Annotated in this window: 25 protein-coding genes and 2 tRNA genes; 7 read left to right on the top strand and 20 right to left on the bottom strand. The window is 65.5% G+C overall.

The features are described 5' to 3' along the window. Positions 1 to 117: 117 nt before the first annotated feature. The 5 genes from U5775_RS03795 to hemN all read right to left on the bottom strand — a co-directional run bounded on the left by U5775_RS03795 (position 118) and on the right by hemN (position 4,828). Positions 118 to 783 carry a hypothetical protein gene (locus U5775_RS03795; RefSeq protein WP_322056772.1) on the bottom strand — a complete coding sequence of 222 codons (666 nt, stop codon included), beginning with the start codon at positions 781 to 783 and terminating at the stop codon, positions 118 to 120. A gap of 550 nt (positions 784 to 1,333) precedes the next feature. Beyond that, a complete protein-coding gene (locus tag U5775_RS03790; protein ID WP_322056771.1) occupies positions 1,334 to 1,615 on the bottom strand; it encodes a hypothetical protein in 282 nt (93 codons plus the stop codon). A gap of 229 nt (positions 1,616 to 1,844) precedes the next feature. Further along, positions 1,845 to 3,065: a tyrosine-type recombinase/integrase gene (locus tag U5775_RS03785; RefSeq protein ID WP_322056770.1), complete on the bottom strand. Its 1,221-nt coding sequence runs from the start codon at positions 3,063 to 3,065 to the stop codon at positions 1,845 to 1,847. 185 nt (positions 3,066 to 3,250) lie between these two features. Continuing rightward, positions 3,251 to 3,335 (bottom strand) — tRNA-Leu (locus tag U5775_RS03780). Positions 3,336 to 3,442: 107 nt separating this feature from the next. Further along, entirely contained in the window at positions 3,443 to 4,828 is a 1,386-nt protein-coding gene (gene hemN, locus U5775_RS03775; RefSeq protein ID WP_322056769.1) for an oxygen-independent coproporphyrinogen III oxidase, read from the bottom strand. Between the two features lie 232 nt (positions 4,829 to 5,060). Here hemN and U5775_RS03770 point away from each other — a divergent pair, with 232 nt between their 5' ends. From U5775_RS03770 to U5775_RS03760, 3 genes are all read left to right on the top strand, one after another. Beyond that, on the top strand, positions 5,061 to 5,348 hold the full coding sequence (locus U5775_RS03770) for a YkgJ family cysteine cluster protein (protein WP_322056768.1): 288 nt from the start codon (positions 5,061 to 5,063) through the stop codon (positions 5,346 to 5,348). Between the two features lie 137 nt (positions 5,349 to 5,485). After that, positions 5,486 to 6,034 carry a DUF1439 domain-containing protein gene (locus U5775_RS03765; RefSeq protein ID WP_322056882.1) on the top strand — a complete coding sequence of 183 codons (549 nt, stop codon included), beginning with the start codon at positions 5,486 to 5,488 and terminating at the stop codon, positions 6,032 to 6,034. A 94-nt stretch (positions 6,035 to 6,128) separates the two neighbouring features. Next, positions 6,129 to 6,977, top strand: a complete 849-nt coding sequence (locus U5775_RS03760; protein WP_322056767.1) for an undecaprenyl-diphosphate phosphatase — start codon at positions 6,129 to 6,131, stop codon at positions 6,975 to 6,977. A gap of 81 nt (positions 6,978 to 7,058) precedes the next feature. Here the strand turns inward: U5775_RS03760 and trmB are convergent, their stop codons facing one another. The 5 genes from trmB to U5775_RS03735 form a co-directional block, all read right to left on the bottom strand. Then, on the bottom strand, positions 7,059 to 7,904 hold the full coding sequence (trmB, locus tag U5775_RS03755) for a tRNA (guanosine(46)-N7)-methyltransferase TrmB (RefSeq protein WP_322056766.1): 846 nt from the start codon (positions 7,902 to 7,904) through the stop codon (positions 7,059 to 7,061). Between the two features lie 280 nt (positions 7,905 to 8,184). Further along, positions 8,185 to 8,394 carry a hypothetical protein gene (locus U5775_RS03750; RefSeq protein ID WP_322056765.1) on the bottom strand — a complete coding sequence of 70 codons (210 nt, stop codon included), beginning with the start codon at positions 8,392 to 8,394 and terminating at the stop codon, positions 8,185 to 8,187. Between the two features lie 315 nt (positions 8,395 to 8,709). Further along, a tRNA-Gly gene (locus tag U5775_RS03745) sits at positions 8,710 to 8,784 on the bottom strand. 80 nt (positions 8,785 to 8,864) lie between these two features. After that, entirely contained in the window at positions 8,865 to 9,428 is a 564-nt protein-coding gene (locus U5775_RS03740) for a YggT family protein (protein ID WP_322056764.1), read from the bottom strand. A gap of 75 nt (positions 9,429 to 9,503) precedes the next feature. Then, positions 9,504 to 9,824 carry an EthD family reductase gene (locus U5775_RS03735; protein ID WP_322056763.1) on the bottom strand — a complete coding sequence of 107 codons (321 nt, stop codon included), beginning with the start codon at positions 9,822 to 9,824 and terminating at the stop codon, positions 9,504 to 9,506. A gap of 1,139 nt (positions 9,825 to 10,963) precedes the next feature. Here U5775_RS03735 and U5775_RS03730 point away from each other — a divergent pair. Continuing rightward, entirely contained in the window at positions 10,964 to 11,275 is a 312-nt protein-coding gene (locus tag U5775_RS03730; RefSeq protein ID WP_322056762.1) for a hypothetical protein, read from the top strand. Positions 11,276 to 11,387: 112 nt separating this feature from the next. On the opposite strand, the gene U5775_RS03725 is transcribed toward U5775_RS03730, so the two are convergent. The 3 genes from U5775_RS03725 to U5775_RS03715 all read right to left on the bottom strand — a co-directional run bounded on the left by U5775_RS03725 (position 11,388) and on the right by U5775_RS03715 (position 15,447). Continuing rightward, the gene (locus U5775_RS03725; protein ID WP_322056761.1) at positions 11,388 to 12,062 is read right to left on the bottom strand and encodes a LysE family translocator; all 675 of its coding nucleotides are present in this window, start codon (positions 12,060 to 12,062) and stop codon (positions 11,388 to 11,390) included. 173 nt (positions 12,063 to 12,235) lie between these two features. Next, entirely contained in the window at positions 12,236 to 13,711 is a 1,476-nt protein-coding gene (locus U5775_RS03720; protein ID WP_322056760.1) for an NAD-dependent succinate-semialdehyde dehydrogenase, read from the bottom strand. Between the two features lie 152 nt (positions 13,712 to 13,863). Next, positions 13,864 to 15,447 (bottom strand): UbiD family decarboxylase, encoded by a 1,584-nt coding sequence (locus U5775_RS03715; RefSeq protein WP_322056759.1) that lies wholly within the window; start codon positions 15,445 to 15,447, stop codon positions 13,864 to 13,866. A 556-nt stretch (positions 15,448 to 16,003) separates the two neighbouring features. Between U5775_RS03715 and U5775_RS03710 the strand changes: the two genes are divergently transcribed. Next, positions 16,004 to 17,221, top strand: a complete 1,218-nt coding sequence (locus U5775_RS03710; protein ID WP_322056758.1) for a lytic transglycosylase domain-containing protein — start codon at positions 16,004 to 16,006, stop codon at positions 17,219 to 17,221. Positions 17,222 to 17,345: 124 nt separating this feature from the next. Here the strand turns inward: U5775_RS03710 and U5775_RS03705 are convergent, their stop codons facing one another. The 4 genes from U5775_RS03705 to ribBA all read right to left on the bottom strand — a co-directional run bounded on the left by U5775_RS03705 (position 17,346) and on the right by ribBA (position 20,812). Then, entirely contained in the window at positions 17,346 to 18,539 is a 1,194-nt protein-coding gene (locus U5775_RS03705; protein ID WP_322056757.1) for a pyridoxal phosphate-dependent aminotransferase, read from the bottom strand. A 111-nt stretch (positions 18,540 to 18,650) separates the two neighbouring features. Beyond that, positions 18,651 to 19,085, bottom strand: a complete 435-nt coding sequence (gene nusB, locus U5775_RS03700; protein WP_322056756.1) for a transcription antitermination factor NusB — start codon at positions 19,083 to 19,085, stop codon at positions 18,651 to 18,653. Further along, positions 19,082 to 19,597 carry a 6,7-dimethyl-8-ribityllumazine synthase gene (ribH, locus tag U5775_RS03695; protein ID WP_133194530.1) on the bottom strand — a complete coding sequence of 172 codons (516 nt, stop codon included), beginning with the start codon at positions 19,595 to 19,597 and terminating at the stop codon, positions 19,082 to 19,084. Before ribH ends, nusB begins: the two co-directional genes overlap by 4 nt. A gap of 54 nt (positions 19,598 to 19,651) precedes the next feature. Further along, positions 19,652 to 20,812, bottom strand: a complete 1,161-nt coding sequence (ribBA, locus tag U5775_RS03690; RefSeq protein ID WP_322056755.1) for a bifunctional 3,4-dihydroxy-2-butanone-4-phosphate synthase/GTP cyclohydrolase II — start codon at positions 20,810 to 20,812, stop codon at positions 19,652 to 19,654. Positions 20,813 to 21,058: 246 nt separating this feature from the next. On the opposite strand from ribBA, the gene U5775_RS03685 reads away from it, so the two are divergent. Further along, a complete protein-coding gene (locus tag U5775_RS03685) occupies positions 21,059 to 21,340 on the top strand; it encodes a type II toxin-antitoxin system RelE/ParE family toxin (RefSeq protein WP_322056754.1) in 282 nt (93 codons plus the stop codon). Between the two features lie 11 nt (positions 21,341 to 21,351). Further along, on the top strand, positions 21,352 to 21,657 hold the full coding sequence (locus U5775_RS03680) for a HigA family addiction module antitoxin (RefSeq protein ID WP_322056753.1): 306 nt from the start codon (positions 21,352 to 21,354) through the stop codon (positions 21,655 to 21,657). Between the two features lie 44 nt (positions 21,658 to 21,701). Here the strand turns inward: U5775_RS03680 and U5775_RS03675 are convergent, their stop codons facing one another. From U5775_RS03675 to ribD, 3 genes are all read right to left on the bottom strand, one after another. Further along, on the bottom strand, positions 21,702 to 23,531 hold the full coding sequence (locus U5775_RS03675) for an ABC transporter ATP-binding protein (protein ID WP_322056752.1): 1,830 nt from the start codon (positions 23,529 to 23,531) through the stop codon (positions 21,702 to 21,704). A 474-nt stretch (positions 23,532 to 24,005) separates the two neighbouring features. Then, complete coding sequence (locus tag U5775_RS03670; protein WP_322056881.1) at positions 24,006 to 24,641, bottom strand: riboflavin synthase; 636 nt, start codon at positions 24,639 to 24,641, stop codon at positions 24,006 to 24,008. Positions 24,642 to 24,682: 41 nt separating this feature from the next. Then, the gene (gene ribD / locus U5775_RS03665) at positions 24,683 to 25,849 is read right to left on the bottom strand and encodes a bifunctional diaminohydroxyphosphoribosylaminopyrimidine deaminase/5-amino-6-(5-phosphoribosylamino)uracil reductase RibD (protein ID WP_322056751.1); all 1,167 of its coding nucleotides are present in this window, start codon (positions 25,847 to 25,849) and stop codon (positions 24,683 to 24,685) included. Positions 25,850 to 25,860 lie beyond the last annotated feature (11 nt).

Here is a 25,860-nt window from a genome sequence, read left to right as displayed (position 1 = left end):
CGACCGTGCTGAATGTCCAATCACGGAAGAACAACGGACACATCGCGCGCGATTACGTAAGACCGCTTCGGGTCGAAGCGCCAGTTGCGCCTGGCGCATTCCGGCATGAAACGTCACTCAATGCTGTCCGAGCAAATGCGATACCGCAACGCACCACTGGATGATCGCGATTAGCGCATAAGCAGTCGCCGCTACCCCGAAATAGAAAAAAGCGAGGAAGACGCGCACGGTCCAGCGAGACGGCTGAGGAGTGGGAAGTACGTTTAAGAACCGCGCAGAGCCTTCGTCCGATTTGGTGTACGCATTGATTTGCGGCCACGTTAGCGGTGGGAAATAGAGATACGACACGAGGACCTGCTCATTGGGCACCAGCGCAGGCAGGACAATTTCCCAAGGCCCCGCTGGCGACTCCTTTTTCTCGTGCTGAACCTGCGGCTCTAGGACATAGTTGTGTACGCGAACGTTGTGCCCCAGTCGAACGTTGAAGGCAGTCTTCTTGCCGGTATTCCTGACGACGATGCTATGCACGTGCACTTGGACGCCCGGCGTCACTGTGACGTTGGCAGGCGTGCCACTGGGGGCCGTTAGCGGGCTAGGCGAATTCCCATCCGAAAATGCAGGTGGCTGAGCAGGGCCTTCAATAGGCGGCATTGAGAAACCAGCCGCGTGCGCCATGTAAGTGACTAGCTTTGGTTTGTAATCTAACCTCCGACCTATCGTTGCCACGACGAGCGCAACAATGATGGGGAATGCCAGTTTCGTCACTAGATCCCAATTCGTCATGTTCGTTCGCGTCCGTTTTTGTTGACGAGACTAAACATTACTGCTTTACGGCGTGAATGGGGGACTGCGTTAGCGTCAGAAGACCCGTAGAAGCCCCTGTCCGCTCTATACAGCAAGTCGCCATTGTGGACTAAGCGCATCGAAGGACTGGAACGGGTCGATCACCGGCTTTGGGAACGAGCGGTCGTATTGTCTGAGACCTAATCTGGCGTTGACCGACCGGTCAGGTCCCGACCTATGCATCTAAACTGCCGCGTGCATGCTCAATTCGGGCTACGATATCGACGGCGGACCCGTAAGCCTGCATCCGCCTCAGCCAGGGCGAAATTCGGGATGGGCTGCCGCTGCGGGGTTCTGGCCGGTTCCTGACACAAAAATACCGGCCACACGCTGTTACTGCCCTCCGAACGCGATCTTGGCTTCAATCTGATCGTTGAGCCGCACCTGACGCTGATATTCGCGTTTCGCCTTGTGTTCTTCGAGCGGGCATACCGGGTTTGCGAACCGACCAATCGCGCGTGATCGCGGGCCGCTGACTGGCGCGGTCGAGTTATTCGCCGATCAATTCGGCGCGCAGCGATTGGACCGCTTCTCTCAACTCGTGAAGCGCTCGCGCCTGGCCGCCAAGGTCGTGAATTGCTTGAAATAGGCTGCGCGAAACGGAGCATCCGTCGTCGCCTTCCGCGTACTTTTCCCCGGCGATAGCGAGGCTCGCAATCTGGTCCGCGCTTCTAGAAATCCCTGCAAGGCGGGTGTCCGCTATGGCGAAGAGAGAGTCGAGCTTGGTCTTTCGGTCTTCGGGAAGGGCTGCGCAATCTGCTGACAACGGCATGATTCACTCCACTTTTTTGGTAATTGATTTAAGATGCTGGAGTGATTGTTTTCCGAGAATCGCGTTAATGGAAAGAAATTTATCTAGATATCGTTTGAATATAGGTTAAATATAGTTACGCTGATTTATTTTTCAGTGGAAATATTACTGCGCCTATATTTAAACCGTGCGAGCAGCCCGATAGCGCCCGCCGATCATGGCTGATCGCGGGCCGCTGACTGGCGTGGGATTACTCGCCGACCGCTGCGGCAATCGGGATGACTTCCGCGCCGATTTTTAGACGCTGAAGATAGTCCGCCCACTTTTGCATCATCGCTCGCCGCTCCTTGATGAACTTCGTCCGGTTGTACGCGCCGCCGAGGTTATCCGGGACCGTGTGCGCAAGCTGGTGCTCGATGACCTCGGGCTTTTGTTCAAGCTCTTCATGCAGGATCGTGCGCGCCATGGCCCGGAAGCCGTGGCCGGTAATCTCCGTGCGGGTGTCGTAGCCCAGACGGCGCAGGGCGGCATTGATCGCGGCCTCGCTCATTGGACGCTTGCGGTCACGTGCGCCGGGGAACACGTAGCGCTCTGAGCCGGTGAGCGCGTGCAGTTCGCGCAGGATTGCGACGGCTTGCGTGGCGAGTGGCACGAGGTGTTCCGTCTTCGTCTTGCTGACGTGGTAGCGCCATTCGCCTTTGTCCAGATCGAACTCCGTCCACTCGGCTTGCCGTAGCTCCCCCGGCCGCACGAATAGCATCGGGGCCAGCTTGAGCGCGCAGAGCACCGGAAACGTGCCGGTGAAGCCGTCGAATGCGCGCAGCATCTCACCTACCTTGGAGGGTTCGGTGATCGATGCGAAATGTGTTGTCTGGGCTGGCGGAATTGCGCCGAGCAGGTCGCGCGCCGGATCGACCTTGCACAAGCCTTCCTTGATGCCGTAGCGAAACACTCGGCTTATCTCGCCGCGCAGGCGGTGAGCCGTGAAGCGCGCTCCCCGGCTGTCCACACGCTTGAGCGTGTCCAGAATCTCCGGCGCTTCGATTTCTGCGATAGGGCGGGGGCCGAGCCACGGGAAGGCGTCATTCTTGAAGCGCGCCAGTGTCTTGTCGTACTGCGCGGGCTCGACATAGGGGCGGCGTTCGTCCATCCATGCCAGGGAGACGGCCTCAAACGTGTTGATCGCAGCGAGGCGGGCCGCGCGCTTGTCCGACTTCTTAGCCTCCCCCGGATCGACACCCGCCGCCAGCTTCTCGCGGGCCTCGTCGCGTTTCTTGCGCGCTGCCGCCAGCGACACGTCCGGGTAGACTCCGAGGGCCAGCAACTTCTCTTTGCCTGCCACGCGGTATTTGAGCCGCCAATAACGTTGCCCGCTGGGTTTGACGAGCAGGAACAGGCCGCTGCCGTCGAATAGCTTCTGCGGCTTGTCGGTGGGCTTGGTGTTTCGAATGGCTGTGTCGGTCAGTGGCATGGGGGTATGTCCGGGGGTATTTTTGCGCGGGGGTACGGCATCTGATGGCGCATACCCCTAAAACTACCCCCAAGTACCCCCGGCTGTCTAAGGATCAATCCGGAGCACTCCGGAAAGAAAAAACCCGCGAAGCCTTGTGCTGTCGCGGGTTTCTGTACTTCTCCGGATCATTCCGGAATATTCTTTGGTGCCTCGGGCCGGAATCGAACCGGCACTCCTTTCGGAACCGGATTTTGAGTCCGGCGCGTCTACCAATTTCACCACCGAGGCAGTTTTCGCCGTCTGTCTTCGCGACAGACGCTCGAAGTAGCCGCAGATTATGGCGCAAATTCGCGGCCACGGCAACCATTTGCACCGGCGGGCACCGACGGTCGCGCTCAGATCGTGCGCGAGAAGCGCTCGGTCTGCTGGGTCCCGAGGTAGCGGTCGAACACCATGGCAATATTGCGCACGAACATGCGCCCGGCAGGCAGCACTTCGATCCGGTCGGAACTGCGCGCGACGAGGCCGTCGGCTTCGAAGGTGCGCAGGCGTTCTAGCTCGGGCGCGAATACGGCCGGAAAGCGTACGCCATAGGCTGCCTCGAACTCGTCGAAGCGCAACTCGAGATTGCACATCAGCTCCGTGATGATGTCGCGGCGCAGGCGGTCGTTGGCCGTGAGGCGCACGCCGCGCGTCACGGCGAGCCGTCCGGCGTCGATAGCCGCGCCGTAGCCCGGCAGATCCTTGGCGTTCTGCGCGTAGACGTCGCCGACCTTGCCGATCGACGAGGCGCCGAAGCCGATCAGGTCGCAGGCCGCGCGCGTGCTGTAGCCCTGGAAATTGCGATGCAGCGTGCGCTGCGCCTGGGCGCGCGCAAGTTCGTCGGTGGGCAGCGCGAAGTGATCCATGCCGATATAGATGTAGCCCGCCTCGGTGAGCTGCTCGACCACGAGCTGCAGCAGCGCGAGCCGCGTGGCCGGTGAGGGCAGCGTGGCGGCGTCCATCTGCCGCTGCATCTTGAAAAGCTGCGGCATGTGCGCGTAGCCGAAAACTGAAATGCGCTCGGGCGCGAGCAGCAGGATCGTGTAGAGCGTGCGCTTGAAGCTGTTCACGTCCTGATGCGGCAACCCATAAATCAGATCGACGCTGATCGACTCGAAGCCGTTCGCGCGGGCCGTATTCATGACGTCGACCGTGAGTTCGAGCGGCTGGACGCGATTGATCGCACGCTGCACGACCGGATCGAAATCCTGCACGCCGAGGCTCAGCCGGTTGAAGCCGAGCGTGCGCAAATGCGCGATGGTTTGCGCCGACGCCTCGCGCGGATCGATTTCGATCGAGTATTCGCCTTCGCTGTCAGGGCGCAGCGCGAAGTGCTCGCGCGTGGCGGCCATCAGCGTGCTCATTTCCTCCAGTGAGAGAAAAGTAGGGGTGCCGCCGCCCCAGTGCAGTTGCGAGACGGGCCGCTTGGTATCGAAAAGCGCCGCCTGCAATTCGATTTCGCGCACGAGTTGCTGCACGTACGGCTTCGAGCGCCTGCGATTTTTTGTCGCGACCTTGTTGCAGCCGCAATAGAAGCAGACGGTGTCGCAGAAGGGGATGTGGAAGTACAGCGAGAGGTCGGTTTCCACCGCGCCGGGGTCGGCGGCGGCATGCCGGTAATGATCGAGGTCGAAATCGTCGCGGAACTGCAGCGCGGTAGGATAGGACGTATAGCGTGGGCCGTTCGCGCCGTATTTGGCAAGCAGATCGGGACGAAAGAGCAGGTCGGTGTCGCTCATGCGGGGTCTCTGGGATGGCGGCGCAACACCCGCGGCGCGCCTCGCGGCATCCTCAGCGGGCGTTTTACAGCGCCTGACAAGCTCAGTGTAAGAGTCCCTTGCCCAAGCAGTTTGTGTAAAAAGGTCGCAGCTTGGGATGGCACAATGCGAACAGTCTTTCACCGTGGCCGCGTTTGCGCCGGCCGGCGGTCCGTTTTTTGAATCTGTAACAGTCTGGTTTCAGGAAGCAGTTGTGAGTGCCGGTTTCCTTCCTCCCGCGTCTGGGCACGCGTGCCGCCCCGGTTGCGGCGCGTGCTGCGTCGCGCCGTCCATTTCGAGCCCGATTCCCGGCATGCCGCACGGCAAGCCCGCGGGGGTGCGCTGCGTGCAGCTCGACGAGGACTTGCAGTGCAAAATATTCGGCTCGCCGCTGCGTCCCGCGTGCTGCTCGGGTCTTCAGCCGCAGGCCGAGATGTGCGGTGCGTCGCGCGAGGAAGCGCTCGTCTGGATCGAGCGTCTCGAAGCCGCCACCAAGCCGTAATGGACGTGACGGCGCCTCCCGGCGCTCGTTGTCCCTTTGTCGTCTAAACAAGGAGATTTCGCATGATCCGACGCGCGACGCGCGCCTCCTCCCCTTCGCCCAAGCCGGGCGCGCCTCGCGCGGCCCGTCGGGCTTTCATGCTCTCGGCTTGTGCGGCGGCCTGCGCGGCCATGTCTCTCGGCGCCTGCGCGACCGGCATCTTTCCCTTCATCCCCGATCACTACACCTTCTCGCAGCAGCAGGTGCAGGGCGCGGTGCAGCGCAAGTTCCCGTATCACCGCTCGGTGCAGCAGCTTTTCGACGTCACGCTCGCGAACCCGGTCGTTACCTTGCTCCCCGACCGAAACCGCGTGGCCGTGCGCGTCGACGCGCATCTCGAAAGTCCGCTGATGCAGGAGCCGGTGAGCGGCGCATTCACGCTCTCGAGCGAGCTCGCCTACGATGCGCCGAGCCGCTCGGTCGTCCTGCGATCGCCCACGGTGGACAGCGTCGACATGACCGGCGGCGCCGCCCTCTACGCGCAGCAGGTAAACGCCGTCGCGGCGGTGGCCGCGACCCAGTTGCTGGCCAACTATCCCGTCTACACCTTCAAGCCGGATCAGCTTCAGTTTGCCGGTGTGAATTACGAACCCGGTACAATCACCATCCTTACAAACGGCATACGCGTGCAGATCGTCGAGAAATAAGCGACGAGACGCCCGCCGCGCGCAGCCGTCGGCGGGCGTGCGCGCAAGCGACGTACGGTCCGCCCCGGCGCATATTTTCGGCAAGGGAGCTGGGATGGACTGGATTGTGACGTGCAAGGCCCTGATTCTGGGCATTGTCGAAGGGCTGACGGAATTTCTGCCGGTTTCGAGCACCGGGCACCTGATCGTGGCGGGCAGCGTCCTCAGCTTCGACGGCGAGTTCGAAAAGACCTTCGACGTCGTGATCCAGCTGGGCGCCATCCTCGCCGTGTGCTGGGAGTTCCGCCGCAAGATCGGCGCCGTGGTGACCGGCCTGCCAACGCGTCCCGACGCGCAGCGCTTCGCGCTCAACGTCGTCGTCGCGACGATTCCCGCGGTGGTGCTCGGCCTGTTGTTCGAGAAGTCGATCAAGTCGGTGCTGTTCTCGCCGGTGCCGGTCGCCTTCGCGCTCGTCGCGGGCGGCCTGATCATCCTGTGGGTGGAAGGGCGCCGGCGCGCGGGAGCGGGAGCCGGCAAGGCGCCGCCGCCTGCGCGTGTGAATTCGCTCGACGACATTTCGCTGCTCGATGCCCTCAAGGTGGGCTGCGCACAGTGCTGCGCGCTGATTCCGGGCATGTCACGCTCGGGCTCGACGATCATCGGCGGGATGCTGTTCGGCATCGAGCGGCGCGTGGCCACCGAATTCTCTTTCTTCCTCGCGATTCCGATCATCTTTGGCGCGACCGTCTACGAGCTGCACAAGACCTGGCAGACGCTTTCGGTCGACTGGCTCGGGCTCTTCGGCGTGGGCTTCGTCGCCGCGTTCATCAGCGCGTTCGCCTGCGTGCGCTGGCTGTTGCGCTACATCTCCTCGCACGATTTCACGGCGTTCGCCTGGTATCGCATCGCGTTCGGGCTCGTGATCCTGCTGTTCGGCTATGGCGGCGGGCTCGACTGGCAGTGAGGCGGCACGCAACGAAGCCAGAATGCAGAACGGGCGCCGCGGCGCCCGTTTGTGTTGCTGGTCGTGCTTGCCGGCGACGCGTCAGCCTGCGCGGCGCTTGAACACCAGATCCCACACGCCGTGGCCGAGCCGCAGACCGCGGCGCTCGAACTTGGTCACCGGACGATAGTCGGGGCGCGGCGCGTAGTCGGTGGCCGTGTTTTCGAGCGCGGGCTCGGCGCCCAGCACCTCGAGCATCTGTTCGGCGTAGTTCTGCCAGTCGGTCGCGCAGTGCAGGTAGGCGCCCGGCTTCATGCGCGAGACGAGCAACTGGACGAACTTCGGCTGGATCAGGCGGCGCTTGTGGTGGCGCGCCTTGTGCCACGGATCGGGAAAGAAGATGTGCACACCGTTGAGGCTCGCGGGCGCGATCATCTGTTCGAGTACTTCGACGGCGTCGTGCTGAATGATGCGGATGTTCGTGAGGTTCTGCTCGCCGATCAGCTTGAGCAGCGCGCCCACGCCCGGCTCATGGACCTCGACGCCGATAAAGTCGTCGTCCGGGCGCAGCGCGGCGATCTCCGCGGTGCTCGCGCCCATGCCGAAGCCGATCTCCAGCACGCGCGGCGCGCGCCGGCCGAACACGGCGTCCCAGTCTGCGCCCTGAGCGGCGGCATCGGGCGCGAGGGGGGCATAGGGCACCACGAAGCGCGGGCCGAGCTCGTCGAGCGCGCGGCGCTGGCCGGTCGAGACGCGCCCGGCGCGCGTCACGAAGCTGCGGATGCGGCGCAGGTGCAGGCCTTCGTCGGCGCTTTCGGTGCCCGGTTGTGCGGTTTCAGCCGGGGTGTCGGGCGCAGCCGGATCCGGCGAAGGGTTCGCGGCGTGGTCGTCCGCCGTGGCGGGCGGCGTGCAGCCTGTGCGGGCTGCGTCGTTCGGATCGTGGTTCATCTTCGAGGACGGGAGGTGAGAGCAGCGGGCTTCGCGGCGTCGGGCGCTGTCGGCATGGCGGGTTATGTCGCCGGGACGGCGGCGTTCGGGCGTTCCGATGACCGTCCTTATGGCGCCGGGCGAACGGCCCGCGCATGGATGCCGGCGGCGCTGTGCGTTTGGGCAGATCAACTCGCAGCCCGAAGCGGACCGAAGCCGGCTCAATCGAGCCTGGTGCGAAGCCGCCGCGCATTATAGCAGCGTGGTCAAGCCGGGCCTTGGGAGCCTGGGGCCCGCGGATTCAGTCCGCCGCCACCGTCACGTGCATGGGCGAGGGTTCTGTCAGCTCGAATTCGTCGACGCGATGCGCGCGCACGTCGAACAGCAGACGCGTGAGATCGGCCACCAAGGCTTCATGACGGCGGGCGTCGGTGGGCAGCCGCTCGTCGGCGTGGGCGAGAAGCGTGGCGCGTGCGTTCATGATCAGCGCGATCGCACTGCGGCGAGACATGAAAAATCGTTCCATCGATTACGGCCTGCGCTAACGCGCAGAGAAAAACACGGGCGGTCGCGGGGATAAAACGCCTGCAAGCGCTGATGCTAGCGCATCGACAAGCCGGTTCGCAGCGAATCGTACAGCGGCGGATTGGGCGAAAAGCGCTGGAGCGGCCAATGGTCATTCGGCACCGAACGGCCATGGCGTGGCGATGCAGGAAATACGCGGCTACGAATCTGGGAGAAGAAGTCAGGGCGCCGGGAAAGTCGGCTGGCCGGTGGAGGTCGCGGCGCCTTGCAGGGTGATGCGTGAAGCCGCGACGTGAATCCTTGGAGCGGGCGATGGGAATCGAACCCACGTCTCCAGCTTGGGAAGCTGGGGTAATGGCCATTATACGACGCCCGCAGAGCGCGCCATTTTACGCGGAATTCACTGGATTGCGCAATCGCGCAGCGTCCCGCGTTGCCGCGGGACGCTGCGCGACGTCACATTCCGAACAGCGTGAGCGAGACTGCCGCGCGCGTGACGACCATCAGCAGCACCTGGACGATCACGAACAGCAGAATCGGCGAGAGGTCGAGCCCGCCGAAGTTCGGCAGGACGCGCCGAATGGGATTCAGGAACGGCGCCGTGAGCTGGAACAGCACGGGCATCGCCGGCGAGCGCGGGTTAAGCCACGAGAGCAGCGCCATCAGGATCGTGAGCCAGATGAGCAGATTGAGCGCCCATTTCACGAGCGTCAGCAGCGCGACGACGAGGAGCACGGGCAGGAGACCGAGCGGGTCGACGCCCGCGAGCCATACCATCAGCAGCACGTAAGCCACGGCGGCGATCAGCGCCGCCACGACGCTCGCGAGGTCGATGCCGCGCAGTCCCGGAATCACGCGGCGCAGCGGCAGCACGAGCCAGTTGGTCGCCTGCTGGATGGCATGCGTCACCGGGTTGTAGGGCGGAACGCGGACGAACTGCAGCCAGACGCGCAGCAGCAGGGCGGCGCCGAACAACGTGAAGATCGTATTGAGCAAAAAGCGGGCGATATCGCCGAACATCGGTATTGTTTCCTTCTTGTGTTGAGTGACGGTGCGTGTGGCGGCAGGTTCTGGGCGTGTGGCCTGCCGCGCCGATCAGACGGAAACCTTGATTTCGCTGACCAGGATCGTGCCATTGCCGCCGTCGGTGTAGTTGGGAATGTCGTCGACGAGCACTTTCTGATGGACCTTGAACACGGCGTAAAAGTCATCCATCGTTTCGAACAGGAAGTGTCCGGCTGCGACGTAGGGCGGCGGCGTCCCCGGCGGCCCCGCGTTGATCCCGACGTCGATCGACCAGCCCTTGAGTGCATCCCCGAAGAGCCGCGCGGCGAGCGGCATATGCCGCGTGGCGTAGTACTCGGTGTCGAATCGGCCGTTTTCGCGGTAAGGATAAAGGATGCTGACCTTGATCATTGTGCGTTCCTGTCGATGAGCCCCGGATGCCCCGATGCGCGTCGCGCGCACTGGGCGTGTGCGCGCCGTTGCCACATTACCACGGCTTACGCGTTGCCAGTGATGGTGCGAGGCGCGCGCTGCGCACCCGGCGCGCGCAGGATTCCGGCCGCTTTTCCGGCGAACGGCTAAAGTGAGTTGAGGCGCTCGCGCAAGGTCGAGCGCCGCGAAATGTTCGCTGACGTACCGATGCAACGAGCGTGCTCCCATTAAAAAGGATGTCAGGACGGCGGCGATGATGACGGTGCGGCGGCAATGCGTACTGCAAGGCACGTGATCCAGCCGGCCAGCATCGGCTGACGGGTTCGCGGTGGTGCTGGAGGTGCGGGCAAATCCGCCTCCGCGCAGCACGGGGACGCCACGGCTAACAGGTCCCCGGCGATATGTCACGCACCTGCGGCTATCTCGCAACACCGCGGTCGCTGTTCGCAAACCTGCGCACAATAGTTCTATGGCTCCGGTTTCGTTGTTGCTGTCGTGCAATTGGGCTGTTTCCTGTCGGTTGTCCGATTCGGGAGGTCACCATGAGCATCTTCGCTTACCGAAAGCATCTACGGTTTCTCTCGCCCCATCAGCGCCGCCGCTGGTGGGATCAGAAGAAGCGTTTGACGCCTCGCGTCCAGATTAGCGGCGCCTACGTCCCGCCTAACGTCACGCGTGAATTCACCTACGTGAAAGTCGGATAGCGCCAGCGCCGCTGCTCGTTCTTCCGCATTTCCATCGCGACAATGCCCGGTCCACGGACCGGGCATTGTCGTTTCAGGCCGGCAACGATGAATCGCCACAGCCGGCCGCGCCGGCGCCCCAACCAATTTGTAATGAAACATTACCTGCCTGTTTGGCTGCAGGCGCCCTGCTGCCGGTAATTCTGACCCGGCGGGTGGATTGCATGGCTTGCAAGGCTCGATCCATCGCGGTTCAGGGCTTTCGTCAGTAGAAACTTTTGGTATCGCCTTGATTCCGCACCTGGAGGCCTGCATTTGCGATTGCAATTTGCAACAAATGGCAACCTTTGACGGCCCCTGTTTTCGATAGAGTGGGTGTGTGGGCTTTGCCCGTCATGTGGAGCGACGCCGTCGTCGGCCGCCAGGAGAAGAGAAGTGAAAAAGACCGTTTCGTTTATCGTTGCCGCTGTGCTGGGTGTGGGGCTCGTCAGCGCAGCCGAGGCGCACGTTTCGGTGGGTATCGGTATTGGCATTCCCGTTGCACCGGCCTATCCGGTCTATGCTGCGCCGGTTTACGCACCGCCGCCCCCGCCCGTCGTTTATGCGCCGCCGCCGGTGGTCTATGCGCCGCCGCCCGCAGTCGTTGTCGGTGGGTATGGCTACTATGGCCATCCGTATTGGCATCATGGCTACTACCGCGGCGGTGGCTACTACCGTGGCTATCACGGCGGCTGGTACCGCCACTAAGCTCGACGGATGGTGCCGGGTGGCCCAGCGCCACCCGTTCCATGCCTTCCGTAACGGCGCAACGCCGGCTCATGCCGCGTTGCGCCGTTTGCTTTTCTGGCGCGGACACCGCTCACGCGGCGCTGGCGCCTTGCACGATCAGGTCGCGGTAGCCGTGCACGATCACGCTGTAAGAGAAATACGCGAACAGTAGCGCCGACAGGACGTGGCATGCGCGCAGCAGGCCCGCGCCGGCGCGCTTGCGGCCATGGCTCGCGAGGCCGCAGAGGAAGAGCGTCCAGCCCAGCCCGCCCAGGAAAAAGCCCGCGAGAAACACGGCCGCCGAGCCCGCGCTCGTGGCGCCCGATTTCGCGATGAGCGCGCCGCCCACGGCCGCGAACCAGAGAATCGCGCTAGGCGAGGACATGGCGAGCAGCACGCCGCGCGCGAAGCTGCGCCACGGATGGGGCTTCGGTACGGTGTTGTCGGCGTCGCCTTCCACGGGCGGGGCGGCAGCCGGATTGAGCGCTTCGCGCGCCATCTTCCAGGTGAGCATCAGCAAGAGGGCCGCGCCGCCGATCCACACGACCCAGCGCACCGCATCGAATTGCAGCAGCGCCGCCATTCCGGCAAGCGCGAGGGCGGCGTAGGCCAGATCGCCGAAACATGAGCCGAGGCCGAGCCAGAAGCCCGGCCTGAAGCCATGCGAGAGCGTGAGCGAGATGCACGCGACGTTGACGAGACCGATGTCGAGGCACAGCGAGAGCGACAGAAAAAAGCCGTCGGAGAGCAGGGAAAGGTGAGGCATCTAACGTTCGTTGTTGTTATGCCGCGTCGCCCGGTGCGAGGCATGCGTTGCGGGCAGTCTGGCCTGTGTGCGCCGCCCGTGGCCGCTCGCAGGCCGCATGTAGCTTGCAGCTTGCGGCCCGAACGGCGCGGGGTGGAGCTGAGTAGCGCTTGAGTCGTACCTGCGTGGCTCGATCAGACGCCCATGCAGAGATATTTCAGCTCGACATATTCGTCGATGCCGTACTTCGAGCCTTCGCGCCCGAGCCCCGACTGCTTGACGCCGCCGAACGGCGCAACCTCGTTCGAGATGAGCCCGGTGTTGATGCCGACCATGCCGTACTCGAGCGCCTCGGCCACGCGCCACACGCGGCCGATGTCGCGGCTATAGAAGTAGGAGGCGAGGCCGAACTCGGTGTCGTTCGCGAGGCCGATCACTTCGGCTTCGTCGCTGAAGCGGAAGACGGCGGCGACCGGGCCGAAGGTTTCCTCGCGCGCGATCAGCATGTCGCGCGTGACCTCGGCGAGCACGGTCGGCTCGACGTAGCGGCCTTCCACCACGTTGCCGCCTGCGACGAGCCTGGCGCCCTTCGACGTCGCATCGCCGATGTGCTGCGTGACCTTCGCCACGGCGGCGTCGTCGATCAGCGGTCCCTGGTTGATGCCGGTTTCGAAGCCGTTGCCGACCTTGATCTGGCGCGAGGCGGCGGCGAGTTTTTCGACGAACGCGTCGTAGACCTTCTCGTGCACGTAGAAGCGGTTCGTGCACACGCAGGTCTGGCCCGCGTTGCGGTATTTCGAGATCATGGCGCCTTCCGTGGCGGCATCGAGATCGGCGTCGTCGAACACGATGAAGGGCGCGTGCCCGCCCAGTTCCAGCGCGATTTTCTTCACGGTCGGCGCGCATTGCTGCATCAGGATGCGGCCCACCGGCGTCGATCCCGTGAACGAGAGATGGCGCACGATGTCGCTCTCGCAGAGCGCCTTGCCCACTTCGATCGAATTGGCCGAATCGGCGGTGACGACGTTGAACACGCCCTTGGGCACGCCCGCGCGCTGGGCGAGCTCGGCGAGCGCGAGCGCGCAGAGCGGCGTCTGCTCGGCAGGCTTCACGACGATCGTGCAGCCCGCGGCGATGGCGGGCGCGACCTTGCGCGTGATCATCGCGACCGGGAAATTCCAGGGGGTGATCGATGCGCACACGCCGATCGGCTGCTTGAGCACGACGAGCTTGCGGTCGCTCGCCGGACTCGCGAGCACGTCGCCGTTCACGCGCTTGGCTTCCTCGGCGAACCATTCGAGAAACGAGGCGCCGTAGAGCACTTCGCCGCGCGCCTCGGCGAGCGGCTTGCCCTGCTCGGCAGTCATGATCGCGGCGAGGTCGTCGGCGTGCTCGATCACGAGGTCGTACCAGCGGCGCAGCACGGCGGCCCGCTCCTTGCCGGTCTTCGCGCGCCAGCCGGGGAGCGCCGCGTGCGCGGCGGCAATGGCGCGGTGCGCCTCGGCGGCGCCGAAGTCGGGCACGCGGGCGATTTCCGTGTTGTCGGCGGGGTCGAGCACGGCGAAGGTCGCCGCGCCGCCGCTCCATTCGCCGTCGATCCAGGCGCGCGTCTTGAAGAGTGCGGGATCCTTCAACTGCGTCAGGCGTTCGGATGCGGACAGGCTCATCATCGTGTCTCCTCAATGCGTGAGCGGCGCGGCCCGGGACGGGCCGTATCGCGGTGAGCGCGACGTCGCGAAAGGCGTCGCGGATGTGCAGCAGACCGGCAGCGGACATGTCGCGGATCAGCGGGCAGGATGCGCGCCGCCGATCCTGTCGTTCCTTATGCGCGTCCGAGTCCGAGTTCTTCGTAAAGGCGGTCGACGCGCGTCTTCACGTCCTGGGTCATCTCGATCGCGCGGCCCCATTCGCGATTCGTTTCGCCGGGCCACTTGTTGGTGGCGTCGAGGCCCATCTTCGAGCCGAGGCCCGCAACCGGCGACGCAAAATCGAGATAGTCGATCGGCGTATTTTCGACGAGCACCGTATCGCGCGCCGGATCGATGCGCGTGGTGATGGCCCAGATGACTTCCTTCCAGTCGCGGATATTCACGTCATCGTCGACCACGACGATGAACTTCGTATACATGAACTGGCGCAGGAAGCTCCAGACACCGAACATGACGCGTTTTGCGTGCCCGGGGTAGCTCTTCTTCATCTGCACGATCGCCATGCGGTAGCTGCAGCCTTCGGGCGGCAGATAGAAGTCGGTGATCTCCGGGAATTGCTTCTGCAGCAGCGGCACGAACACTTCGTTTAGCGCGACGCCGAGCACGGCCGGCTCGTCGGGCGGCTTGCCTGTATACGTAGAGTGATAGATCGCGTCGCGCCGCATCGTGATGCGCTCGACCGTGAAGACTGGGAACCACTCCTGCTCGTTGTAATAGCCGGTGTGATCGCCGTAGGGGCCTTCGAGCGCGTGCTCGTATGCGGCGCTCGCGCCTTTCGTGGGGCGCGGCGGCGCGCCTGCGGGCGCGGGCGGACTTTCCTCTGCGCTCTTTTGCGGATAAATGAACCCTTCGAGCACGATCTCCGCGCGCGCGGGGACCTGGAGAGTCTCGACGCCGGGCGTGAGGCACTTCGCAAGCTCGGTGCGGCCGCCGCGCAGGAGGCCTGCGAACTGGTATTCGGAGAGCGTGTCGGGCACCGGTGTGACGGCGCCGAGAATGGTCGCCGGGTCGGCGCCGAGCACGACCGCAACCGGATAAGGTTTGCCAGGGTTCTGCAGCGCGAACTCGCGGAAGTCGAGCGCGCCGCCGCGGTGCGCGAGCCAGCGCATGATGAGCTTGTTACGCCCGATGAGCTGCTGGCGGTAGATGCCCAGGTTCTGGCGCGTCTTGTTCGGCCCGCGCGTGACCGTGAGACCCCAGGTGATGAGCGGGCCGGCGTCGCCGGGCCAGCAGGTCTGGATGGGCAGCTTCGCGAGATCGACGTCGTTGCCCTCCCAGACGATCTCCTGGCAGGGCGGGGCGCTCACGGTCTTCGGCGCCATGTCCCAGACGGCCTTGGCGAGCGTGAGCAGCTTGCCCGCGTCCTTCAGGCCGCGCGGCGGCTCGGGTTCCTTCAGTGCGGAGAGCAGGCGCCCGACGTCGCGCAACGAATCGAGCGCCGCGCCGTCGCCGGCGCTCTCGGGCGTGTCGATGCCCATGCCGAGCGCGACGCGCCGCGGCGTGCCGAACAGATTGCCGAGCACGGGGAACGCATGGGTCGCGCGGCTCTCGAACAGCAGGGCGGGGCCGCCGGCGCGCAGCACGCGGTCGCACAGCTCGGTCATTTCCAGTACCGGGGAGACGGCCTGCGGAACGCGGCGCAATTCGCCGAGCGTCTCCAGGCGACCCACGAAGTCGCGCAAGTCTTTGTATTTCATCAGGATAGGGTCGGAGCCGCTCCGGGCGGCGGATGCAGGGGCAGTACGATTGTCGATTTTACCTATGTTACTTGTCACACGCTGTCAGTCATATTGGGTAACCGGCCGCCAACCCTCGTAGCAAGCGGGTCCGCCCGGATTGAACACTGTTCATAATTACAATTAGTTATAGATTTGACATTCTATAGTGTTGACGATCTATTAGAGCCTGCTAGAATCCGTCCACACTGGTTGCAGGGCTTGCAATTTTTAACCACCTCCCGGTCCTTCAGACGCAACGCGTCGCCGTTTAGCCGACTCCCTGCACGGCTCTCCACGGTCTAGATTGGTTGTCCTCGCCGGCGCCTCTTCGCGCCGGCTGTTCGCGTGAGAACTCCCCATGCGCGCCCAAGGCGTGCCCAGCAGTTCGGAAGGGGTTCCACCTACGGCGTTCTTGCCGTTTTCCCGACGCCGCTGCCGCACCAGCCAGGGCGCGCGGTGTCTTGATCCTGCGATTGGCAACAGGCCTCGCGCCGACTTCGGTCGCCGGATCATGCAACATGGGGAGATCTGTTAGATGAATACCTGGTTATCGTGGTGGCGCGCCGACGAGCGTCTCGCTCCGGGGCTGCGTGCGCTGCTGCGACGTGGCACGCGTCTGAGCCATCACCTGTTCAGCATTGTCGGCGGTTGCGCCGTCGTGGTCGCGCTCGCCGTCTGGTTGCTGCCCTCGTGGCGCGGCACGCTGGCCGCGCGCATGATGCCCTTCGTTTCCGCCGCCGTGCAGGCTGGTCCCGCGCGTCTGCTGCAAGGCAATCCGCTGCCCTCGTTCACGCCGCCCAACGCGACGACGGACGAAGACGCCAACGCCGACGGTGCGACGCTGCCCACGGCGCTGATGTCGGACTCCGGCGCGCCCGCCGATGGTGTGGCCCCCTCCGCAGTGACGGCCGACGGCTCGAACGGCGCGGTGGATCACGTCGCGAGCAGCGTCTCCAAAGGCGGCATGGCCACGCTCGACGCGGTCACGCTCAACGGTCTCGATCCGCGTTCGCTGCCGAGCGTGAGCACGCTGGCGCGCATGATCCCCTCGCAGCGCATCGCACCCGATGCCCGCGACGACCGCGTGCTGGTTTCGGCGCGCGAGCAAGCGCTCGTCGCTACCTATCTGTCGCGCCGCTACCGCGTGGCGCAAGAGCCGGTCGGCGAGCTCGTGAAGGCTGCCTTCGACACGGGCCGAGAAGTGGGGCTCGATCCGCTGCTGCTGCTCGCGGTCATGGCGATCGAGTCGGGCTTCAATCCGTACGCCGAGAGCGGCGTGGGCGCGCAGGGCCTCATGCAGGTCATGTCCAAGGTCCACTCGGACAAGTTCCAGTACTTCGGCGGCCAGCGCGCGGCGCTCGATCCGCTCGCGAACATCAAGGTCGGCGCACTGGTCCTGAAGGACTGCATCGCGCGCGGCGGCTCGCTGCCGGGTGGCCTGCGCCTGTACGTGGGTTCGACCTCGCAGGACGACGGCGGCTACGGCGCCAAGGTCATGGCCGAGCGCGGACGTCTGCGCGACGTGGCCCGCGGCCGCAACGTGCCGATCAACGCGCCTCAGGCGCCCGCTACCACCACGGCCAGCACGTCCGTGCAGAAGGTGGCGAGCGTGAACGGCGAGAAGCGCGTGCATGTGACGCTCGACGGCGCGCATGCGCTGGTGGAGAAGTCCTCGGCGCCCGAGAAGGCGTCCGAACAGGATGACGCCAGCACGGCGGCCCAGAAGCACAGCCAGTCCGAACTCGGCGCGTAAGGCTTTATCGGGCGCTCGGCCGGGCTTCGGCCAGCACGAAAAACCGGACGGAAACGAAAAAGGCACCCTCGGGTGCCTTTTTCCATTTCTGTCCGTCTATCCGCCTGGCAGCGGGTAGTGGGGATCAGCGGTTGAACAACGTCCGCAGCCGCCCGACCGCTTCCTCGAGCCGCTCGTAGGCCGTGGCATACGAGAGCCGCACATATTGATGCGGCGCGGCCACGCCGAAGTCCATGCCCGGGACCATCACCGTGCCCGCGTCGTGCAGCATGGCGCGGGTGAGCACGTCGCTGTCGCCGGCGGCCGGGTGATTGACGTTCGTGCAGTCCGCGTAGACGTAGAACGCGCCGTCGGGCATCACGGGCACCGTGAAGCCGAGCGATTCGAGCGCGGGCGCGATGAAGTCGCGGCGGCGCTTGAACTCCAGCCGGCGGGCTTCGTAGATCGCGAGCGTTTGCGGCTCGAAGCAGGCGAGCGCCGCATGCTGCGCGAGCGCCGACGCGCAGATGAAGAGGTTCTGCGCCAGTTTTTCGAAAGCACCGACCAGCGCCGGCGGCACCACGAGCCAGCCCAGACGCCAGCCGGTCATGTTGAAGTACTTCGAGAAGCTGTTCACGGTCACCACGTCGTCGCCGAAGGAGAGCGCGGAGACGGGGTGCGCGTCGTAGCTCAGGCCCTGATAGATCTCGTCGACGATCGTGAAGCCGCCGCGTGCGCGCACGGCCTTCACGATGCGCGCGAGCTCGTCGGGCTCGATCGACGTGCCGGTGGGGTTGGACGGCGAGGCGAGCAGCACGCCGCGCGTGCGCGGCGTCCACAGGCGCTCGACGTCGCCGGCGATGAGCTGGAAGCGCGCTTCGGGACCGCTCGGCACGAGCACCGGCTTGCCTTCCGCGGCGGTGACGAAGTGCCGGTTGCACGGATAGCACGGATCGGGCATGAGCACTTCGTCGTCGCGATCGACGAGCGCCGTGCAGGCGAGCAGCAGCGCCGCGGAAGCACCGGCCGTCACGACGATGCGCGCGGGATCGACCTTCAGACCGTGCGCGTGCTCGTAGTGCGCGGCGATCGCCTCGCGCAGCGCGTGGATGCCGAGCGCGCTCGTATATTGCGTGACGCCGTGGCGCAGCGCGGCGGCGGCGGCCTCGACGACAGGCTCGGGCGCCGTGAAATCGGGCTCGCCGATGCCCATGTGGATGATGTCGCGTCCGGCGCGTTCGAGCTTCGCGGCCTCCTTCGCCAGTTCCATGACGTAGAAAGGCTGGATTTCGTCGACGCGCGCGGCAAGCCGCAGCAGCGGTTCGGCAACGGTGTTCATGCGGGTGTTTCCAGTGCTTGCGGGCGAGGCGGCACGCGTGAAGCCGGGAGCATGAAGCTCTGGCTCCGCGTGCCGCATGCCGTTACGACTTGATTACCTTCATTACCTCAATTACGACCGGCGAGCGGCCTGCGCTTCAGTGGCGCGCAGTTGCGCCGCGAGCTTGTCCAGCACGCCGTTCACGTACTTGTAGCCGTCCGAGCCGCCGAAGGTCTTCGTGAGCTCGACCGCCTCGTTGATGACGACGCGGTACGGAATGTCGACGTGGTGCTTGAACTCGTAGGTCGCCACGAGCAGCACGGCGCGCTCGACGGGCGAGAGCTGCTCGATCGGACGGTCCAGGCACGGCGCGATGGCGGCGGAGAGCTCCTCCGATTCGCGGATCACGCCGTGCAGCAGGGCGTCCAGATGCTCGTGGTCGGCCTTGTCGTAGCCCTGCGAACCGCGCAGCTGCGCGTCGATCTCGCCGGCGGGCACACCCGACAGCAGCCACTGATACAAGCCCTGCGTGGCCAGTTCGCGGGAGCGGCGGCGCGCGCTCTTCATTGCTGTTCCTCTTCGTCTTCCTCGTCTTCTTCGTCGTCGTCGCCGCCGTCGAGCTGCTCCAGCGCGACCGTGAGGTTCGCCATTTCGACGGCGACGCGCGCGGCGTCACGACCCTTTTCGGTCATGCGCGCGACGGCCTGCTCGTCGTTTTCGGTCGTGAGGACCGCGTTGGCGACCGGCACGCCGAAGTCGAGCGCGATGCGCGAGATGCCCGCGCCGCTTTCGTTCGAGACGAGCTCGAAGTGATAGGTCTCGCCGCGCACGACCGCGCCGAGCGCGATCAGGGCGTCGAACTGGCCGCTTTCGGCGAGCTTTTGCAGCGCGAGCGGAATTTCCAGCGCGCCCGGCACGGTGACGAGCAGCACGTCTTCGCCCGTGACGCCGAGGCGCTCGAGTTCTTCGATGCAGGCGTCGGCGAGGCCGTTGCAGACGGGTTCGTTAAAGCGCGACTGAACGATGCCGATGCGCAGTCCGTCGCCGTCGAGGTTCGGTTGGTATTGTCCGATTTCCATGTGGTATCCGTAGGTTCGGTTGAGCGTGGTGACGCGTGAAGTGGGGCCTGCGGCTTAATGCGCTGCGCGGTCGGCCGTTTCCGGCGGGCAGGGCGCCTCGGCTTCGCTGCCCGGCATCGGCACGAAGCCGGTGACTTCGAGGCCGTAGCCCGACATACTGCCGAGGCGGCGCGGCTTGGAAAGCACCTGCATGCGGCCCACGCCGAGTTCGCGCAGGATCTGCGCGCCGATGCCGTAGGTCTTGAAGTCCACGGGCCGGCGTGCGAGCGCCTCCGCGCGCTCCTTCTGGTCGAACGCCTTGAAGACGTCGATCAGATGTTCCTTGGTGTCGCCGCAATTGAGCATGACGATCACGCCGAGATCGCGCCCGGCGATTTCGCGCATGGCGGCGTCGAGCGTCCACGAGTGCGTGGATGCGCCCGTCTCCAGCAGATCGAGCACCGAGAGCGGCTCGTGCACGCGCACCGGCGTGTCCTCGTCGGGCTTGGGCGTGCCGCGCACGAGGGCGATGTGCGGCGTACGCGACGGGTGATCGACGTACATGACCGCGCGGAATGTGCCGTGGGCGGTCTGCATGGTGCGCTCGGCCACGCGCTCGACGATCGATTCGGTGCGGCTGCGATAGTGGATCAGGTCGGCGATGGTGCCGATCTTGATGTCGTGCTCCTTCGCGAACTCCATGAGATCGGGCAGGCGCGCCATCGTGCCGTCGTCCTTGATGACCTCGCAGATCACCGCGGCCGGCGTGAGGCCCGCGAGCGCCGTGAAGTCGCAGCCCGCCTCGGTGTGGCCCGCGCGCACGAGCACGCCGCCTGGCTGCGCCATGATCGGGAACACGTGGCCGGGCTGCACGATGTGCTCGGCGCGCGCGTCGTGCGCGACGGCCGTCTGGATCGTGCGCGCGCGGTCGGCGGCGGAAATGCCCGTGGTGACGCCCTCGGCCGCCTCGATGCTGACCGTGAACGCGGTGCCGTACTGCGTGCCGTTGCGGTAAGTCATGAGCGGCAGATTGAGCAGCTTGCAGCGTTCCTGCGTGAGCGTGAGGCAGATCAGGCCGCGGCCGTACTTCGCCATGAAGTTGATGGCTTCAGGCGTGACGAATTCTGCTGCGATGACGAGGTCGCCCTCGTTTTCCCGGTCTTCTTCGTCGACGAGGATCACCATCTTGCCGGCTTTGAGCTCGGCGATGATTTCAAGGGTGGAGGCGAGCGTCATGGTGGGATTCTGGCTGGAAAGCGCACATTTTACGCCACGCGGGCGGGCGCGTCGCCCGGAATGGGGGCCCTGCGCCGAGTTTTGGGGCTGGCGGCCGCGTCGGCGGGCTCGCCGGCGTCGGGCGCTTGCGCGGCCCGGCGCGGATCAAGCATGCACGAGAGTTGGCCGAACGGCCAGCTAGCTCGCGAGTGGTGCTTTCACGACAATAGTAACGCTTGACGTTATTAACGAGGAGCGTTACTATCCATGTCGATTACATCATTTGCCTGCCGGGACACCGCCGCCCTTTTCGCGGGGCGCCGGGTTCCCCGCTTTGTCGCGATCGAAGCGGTCGCCATGCGCAAGCTTCAGCAAGTCCATGCGGCTGTCACGCTCTCGTTTTTGCGCGCGCCGCCCGGCAACCGGCTGGAGCCATTGAGCGGCGACCTCGCGGGGGCGTACAGCATCCGTATCAATGCGCAGTGGCGCAGCTGCTTTTGTTTTGCGCAAGGCGAGGCCTCGCAGGTCCGTATCGTCGACTATCACTGAGGAGCATGGCCATGGCACGGGAAGTAGCACTTGCCACACCGGGCGAAATCCTGAACGAAGACTGGCTCAAGCCGATGGGCATCAGCCAGTACGCGCTCGCCAAGGCGATCGGCGTGCCGCCGCGCCGCATCAACGAGATCGTGCTCGGCAAGCGCGCGATCACCGCTGACACGGCCGTGCGGCTCGCGGTCTATTTCGGTACCGACGCGCGCAGCTGGATGGAGCTGCAGGCGCATTACGACACCGAGATCGCGCGCGCGGCGCTCGCCGACATCCTGGCGAGCATTCAGCCGCATGCGCGCGCGGCGGCGGCCTGAAAGCCGCCGCGTTTTTGCCCGCGCTTTGCGTTGCTCGGGCACGTTCAGCGCAGGACGACATCGTCGGCGAGTCCCTTGGTGAGCTCCAGCGCCTGGCGCTCGAACAGGCGCCGGTATAGCCCGTTCTCGCGGCGCACGAGTTCGTCGTGCGTGCCTTCTTCCGCGACGCGTCCGCGCTCGAGCACCAGCAGCCGGTCGAGCGCGCGCACGGTCGAGAGCCGGTGCGCGACCACGACCGTCGTGCGGCCCTCCATCAGGCGCTCCATGGCCTGCTGGATCAGCACCTCGCTTTCGCTGTCGAGGCTCGAGGTCGCTTCGTCGAAGATCAGGATCGGTGCGTTCGCAAGGAACGCGCGCGCGATCGCGACCCGCTGGCGCTCGCCGCCCGAGAGCTTCACGCCGCGCTCGCCCACGAGCGTGTCATAGCCTTTGGGCAGCGCCATGATGAAGTCGTGCGCGCTCGCGAGCTTCGCCGCGCGCACGATCTCGTCATGGGTCGCGCCGGGCCGCGCATAGGCGATGTTCTCCGCAAGCGAGCGGTGGAACAGCACCGGCTCCTGCTGCACGATGGCGATCTGCGAGCGCAGCGACGCCTGCTGCACCAGCGCGATGTCCTGGTCGTCGATCGTAATGCGGCCTTCGGTTACGTCGTAGAGGCGCTGGATCAGCTTGATGAGCGTGGTCTTGCCGGAGCCCGAATGGCCGACTAGGCCCACGCGCTCGCCCGGCGCGATGCGCAGCGCAAGGTTCGCGTAGAGCGGCCGCTCGTGCGCGCCGTAGCGGAACGTCATGTTCTCGAAGCGGATGTCGCCGCGGTCGATCACGATGGGCGGGGCGTCCGGCAAGTCCTCGATGCCGAGCGGCTGGGCCTCCTGCATCACGAGCTCTTCCATGTCGTTGACCGAGCGCTGGAGGTTGCGCACGTGCATGCCCACGTCGCGCAGATAGCCCTTGAGCAGGAAGAAGAGCGTGAGCGCGAAGGTAATGTCGCCCACGCTCGCGAGCCCGCGCGCCCACAGCAGAAGCGCCGCGCCGAGTATGGCCGCCTGCATGGCCACCAGCAGCGCGCCCTGCACGCCGCCGTTGAACGTGCCGCGCCGCCACGTGCGGCGCGTGCGGCTGTCCCACTTGGCGATCACGTGCGCGAGCCGCGCTTCTTCGCGCGTTTCCGCGCCGAACGCCTTGACGACGGCGTTGCACGAGATGGCGTCGGCGAGCGCGCCGCCCATCTTCGTGTCCCACTGGTTCGCGAGCCGCGCGGAAGGCGCGACGTAGAACAGAGAGAGCGAGACGGTAATCGCGAGATAGAGTGCCGAGCCCACACCGACCACGAGGCCCATCACGTGCCATTGCACCGCGAGCAGGATGGTCGAGCCCACCAGCATCACGAGCGACGGAAACAGCGCGACGAGCAGCGTGTCGTTGAGCAGGTCGAGCGCCCACATTCCGCGCGTGATCTTGCGCACGGTCGAGCCGGCAAAGCTGTTCGCGTGCCAGTCGGTCGAGAAGCGCTGCACGCGGTGAAACGCGCGCGTCGCGATCTCGCTCATCATCTTGAGCGTGAGCACGATGATGTTCTGGAACGCGGCCTGGCGCATGAGCGTGCCGCCGAGCCCGAGCGCCGTCAGCGCCCAGAACGCCATGACGGCGGCATGCCAGGCGGCGGCGTTGCCGCTCGTGGCGTCGTGCGCGAGCGCGTCGACGAGCTGGCCCGCGTAGTGCGGCGTGAGCACGTCGGCGAGCGCGCCGAGCAGCGCGGCGAGCGCGACGGCGCCGACGCGCCACGGCTGGCGCGACCAGTGCCGGAACGTGAAGCCGAGAACATTGCGGAACGTCTGTCCGCCGGAAGCGAGTTGTTTGTCTTGGTCTGCCATGGACAGAGGCTTCGGGCGCGAGGCCCGAAGACTTTTCAGGAATGCGGTGAGCGGAAAACGGGGTCTGCGCGTTCCGGCACTTCGTGCCGAACGTAAAACCTCGAAATCGCTGGAAAGCGGCGCGGCGGCAGAAATGCCGCCGGGAATGCGCCGCGCGGTGCGGGGCGCGGTCAGCGCGCCGGAAGCGGGGTGTGTATGAAGTGTGGCTTCACCCGAACCGGTGGCATGACGGCGGCCATCTCGATTACTGCCATCTCTGCCTCCTTCACTGAGTTCGGGTGGGAAAAGCGCGGCATGCCGAAGGACATGCGCGAGGGAATAGTGCTGATTTTATCAGCGCTGCTGAAGTTGCGCTTGCGCAGTGTGCAGCGTTGGCTGTGGTTAGGCGCGGAGAATGTTATGCAGCCAGTTCGGGACGGGCCAGCCCGAGATGGGCCAGCCCAACATGGGCCAGCCCGTCAGTCGACGTGGATGTCAGGCAGCGGAGGGACGGCGAGCGCCCTCGCTTGCGAGCATCCGCTCCACATACCGCGCAATCAAATCAATCTCGAGATTCACCTTCGCCCCTGCTACGAGATGCCTGAGCGTCGTCACCTCGACCGTGTGCGGAATCAGGTTGATCGAGAATTCGCAGCCATCGGCGCGGTCGTCGACGGAGTTCACGGTCAGGCTCACGCCGTTGACCGTGACCGAGCCCTTGTAGGCCAGATAGCGGCCGATCTCCGCCGGCGCGAGCACGCGCAGCTCGTGCGACTCGCCCACGGGCGCGAAGCGCGTGACGGTCCCCAGGCCGTCCACGTGGCCCGAGACGATATGGCCGCCCAGCCGGTCGTGCGCGCGCAGCGCCTTTTCGAGATTCACTTCGCCGGTGTCGGCGAGGCCGACGGTGCGGTTCAGGCTTTCGCGCGAAACGTCGACGTCGAAGGTCGTCGCGGTTTTGGCGATCGCGGTCATGCACGCGCCCTGAATGGCGATGCTGTCGCCAAGCTGCACATCGTCGAGGTCGAGGCCGCCCGCGTTGACGGTGAGGCGCACGCCCGCGTCGGCGTCGCTGCCGAGCGGACGGATCGATTCGATGCGGCCCACGGCCGCGACGATTCCGGTAAACATCTGCTTGTCCTTTATCTGTTCATTCAGCGTGTTCGGGAGATTCATGACGCGTCTCCGTGCGTGTGGGCATCGCTGCCCGCGTTCGGGTCGGCATGGGGGGCATCGTGCACGAGACGCGCGAGTATGCGCAAATCCTCGCCGATGCGATCGACCGTATGGAAGGCGAGGCGCGTGCGCGCATCGAGCTTCGCGGGCGCGACGAGGTCGAACATGCCGAGCGCGTTCGTGCCGAGCAGCGAGGGCGCGAGATAGACGAGCAGCTCGTCCACGCAGCCTTCGCGCAGCAGCGATCCATTGAGCTTGTAGCCGGCTTCCACGTGCAGTTCGTTCACGCCGCGCGCGGCCAGCTCGCCGAGCATGGCGGGCAGGTCCACCTTGCCGCGCTCATTGCCGATCGCGACGATTTCCGCGCCGCGCGCGCGCAAGGCATCGGCGCGCTCGGCGTTGGCATCGTCGAGCGAGGCGCAGAACACGAGCGTGGGCGCGCCCACGAAGATCTGCGAGAGCGGTGAGGCGTCGAGGCGGCTGTCGATGAGAATGCGTTTGGGCTGGCGCGGCGTGTTGATCGCGCGTACGGTCATGCGCGGGTCGTCTTCCTTCACGGTGCCGATGCCCGTGAGGATGGCCGAGGCGCGCGCGCGCCAGGCATGGCCGTCTGCGCGCGCGGCTTCGCCCGTGATCCACTGGCTTTCGCCCGAAGGCAGGCCGGTGCGGCCGTCGAGCGATGCGGCCACTTTCATGCGCACCCAAGGGCGCTTTCTCGTCATGCGCGAGACGAAGCCGATATTCAGTTCGCGCGCTTCGTTGGCGAGCAGGCCGCAGCGCACTTCCACGCCCGCGTCGCGCAGGATCGAGAGTCCGCGCCCCGAAACGAGCGGGTTCGGGTCTTCCATCGCCGCGATCACGCGCGCGACTTTCGCTTCGATCAGCGCGTTCGCGCAGGGCGGCGTGCGGCCGAAATGGCTGCACGGCTCGAGCGTCACGTAGGCGGTGGCGCCGCGCACCTCGTGGCCGCGCGCACGCGCGTCCTTCATCGCCTGGATTTCGGCGTGGTCGTGGCCGGCGGGCTGCGTGAAGCCTTCGCCGATCACCACGCCGTCCTTCACCAGCACGCAGCCGACGCGCGGGTTCGGGTCGGTCGTGTAGAGGCCGCGCACCGCGAGGGCGAGCGCGCGCTCCATGTGGGCGAAATCGGCTTGCGAAAACATGTCGTGCTGGC

The organism is Paraburkholderia sp. J63 (genome assembly GCF_905220245.1).
Classification (GTDB): Bacteria; Pseudomonadota; Gammaproteobacteria; order Burkholderiales; family Burkholderiaceae; genus Paraburkholderia.
Note: the sequence above shows the minus strand (reverse complement) of the source record. Positions and strands in the feature narration are given on the sequence as shown.

Coding starts and splice junctions, on each gene's coding strand:
- U5775_RS03740 (WP_322056764.1), bottom strand. CDS start 9,428: ATGTTCGGCGATATCGCCCGCTTTTTGCTCAATACGATCTTCACGTTG.
- U5775_RS03750 (WP_322056765.1), bottom strand. CDS start 8,394: ATGTCTCGCCGCAGTGCGATCGCGCTGATCATGAACGCACGCGCCACG.
- U5775_RS03785 (WP_322056770.1), bottom strand. CDS start 3,065: ATGCCACTGACCGACACAGCCATTCGAAACACCAAGCCCACCGACAAG.
- U5775_RS03715 (WP_322056759.1), bottom strand. CDS start 15,447: ATGAAATACAAAGACTTGCGCGACTTCGTGGGTCGCCTGGAGACGCTC.
- U5775_RS03680 (WP_322056753.1), top strand. CDS start 21,352: ATGGCACGGGAAGTAGCACTTGCCACACCGGGCGAAATCCTGAACGAA.
- hemN (WP_322056769.1), bottom strand. CDS start 4,828: ATGAGCGACACCGACCTGCTCTTTCGTCCCGATCTGCTTGCCAAATAC.
- U5775_RS03685 (WP_322056754.1), top strand. CDS start 21,059: ATGTCGATTACATCATTTGCCTGCCGGGACACCGCCGCCCTTTTCGCG.
- ribBA (WP_322056755.1), bottom strand. CDS start 20,812: ATGACGCTCGCCTCCACCCTTGAAATCATCGCCGAGCTCAAAGCCGGC.
- U5775_RS03760 (WP_322056767.1), top strand. CDS start 6,129: ATGGACTGGATTGTGACGTGCAAGGCCCTGATTCTGGGCATTGTCGAA.
- U5775_RS03735 (WP_322056763.1), bottom strand. CDS start 9,824: ATGATCAAGGTCAGCATCCTTTATCCTTACCGCGAAAACGGCCGATTC.
- U5775_RS03675 (WP_322056752.1), bottom strand. CDS start 23,531: ATGGCAGACCAAGACAAACAACTCGCTTCCGGCGGACAGACGTTCCGC.
- trmB (WP_322056766.1), bottom strand. CDS start 7,904: ATGAACCACGATCCGAACGACGCAGCCCGCACAGGCTGCACGCCGCCC.
- U5775_RS03720 (WP_322056760.1), bottom strand. CDS start 13,711: ATGATGAGCCTGTCCGCATCCGAACGCCTGACGCAGTTGAAGGATCCC.
- ribD (WP_322056751.1), bottom strand. CDS start 25,849: ATGTTTTCGCAAGCCGATTTCGCCCACATGGAGCGCGCGCTCGCCCTC.
- U5775_RS03670 (WP_322056881.1), bottom strand. CDS start 24,641: ATGTTTACCGGAATCGTCGCGGCCGTGGGCCGCATCGAATCGATCCGT.
- U5775_RS03790 (WP_322056771.1), bottom strand. CDS start 1,615: ATGCCGTTGTCAGCAGATTGCGCAGCCCTTCCCGAAGACCGAAAGACC.
- U5775_RS03765 (WP_322056882.1), top strand. CDS start 5,486: ATGCTCTCGGCTTGTGCGGCGGCCTGCGCGGCCATGTCTCTCGGCGCC.
- U5775_RS03710 (WP_322056758.1), top strand. CDS start 16,004: ATGAATACCTGGTTATCGTGGTGGCGCGCCGACGAGCGTCTCGCTCCG.
- U5775_RS03795 (WP_322056772.1), bottom strand. CDS start 783: ATGACGAATTGGGATCTAGTGACGAAACTGGCATTCCCCATCATTGTT.
- U5775_RS03705 (WP_322056757.1), bottom strand. CDS start 18,539: ATGAACACCGTTGCCGAACCGCTGCTGCGGCTTGCCGCGCGCGTCGAC.
- ribH (WP_133194530.1), bottom strand. CDS start 19,597: ATGGAAATCGGACAATACCAACCGAACCTCGACGGCGACGGACTGCGC.
- U5775_RS03725 (WP_322056761.1), bottom strand. CDS start 12,062: ATGCCTCACCTTTCCCTGCTCTCCGACGGCTTTTTTCTGTCGCTCTCG.
- nusB (WP_322056756.1), bottom strand. CDS start 19,085: ATGAAGAGCGCGCGCCGCCGCTCCCGCGAACTGGCCACGCAGGGCTTG.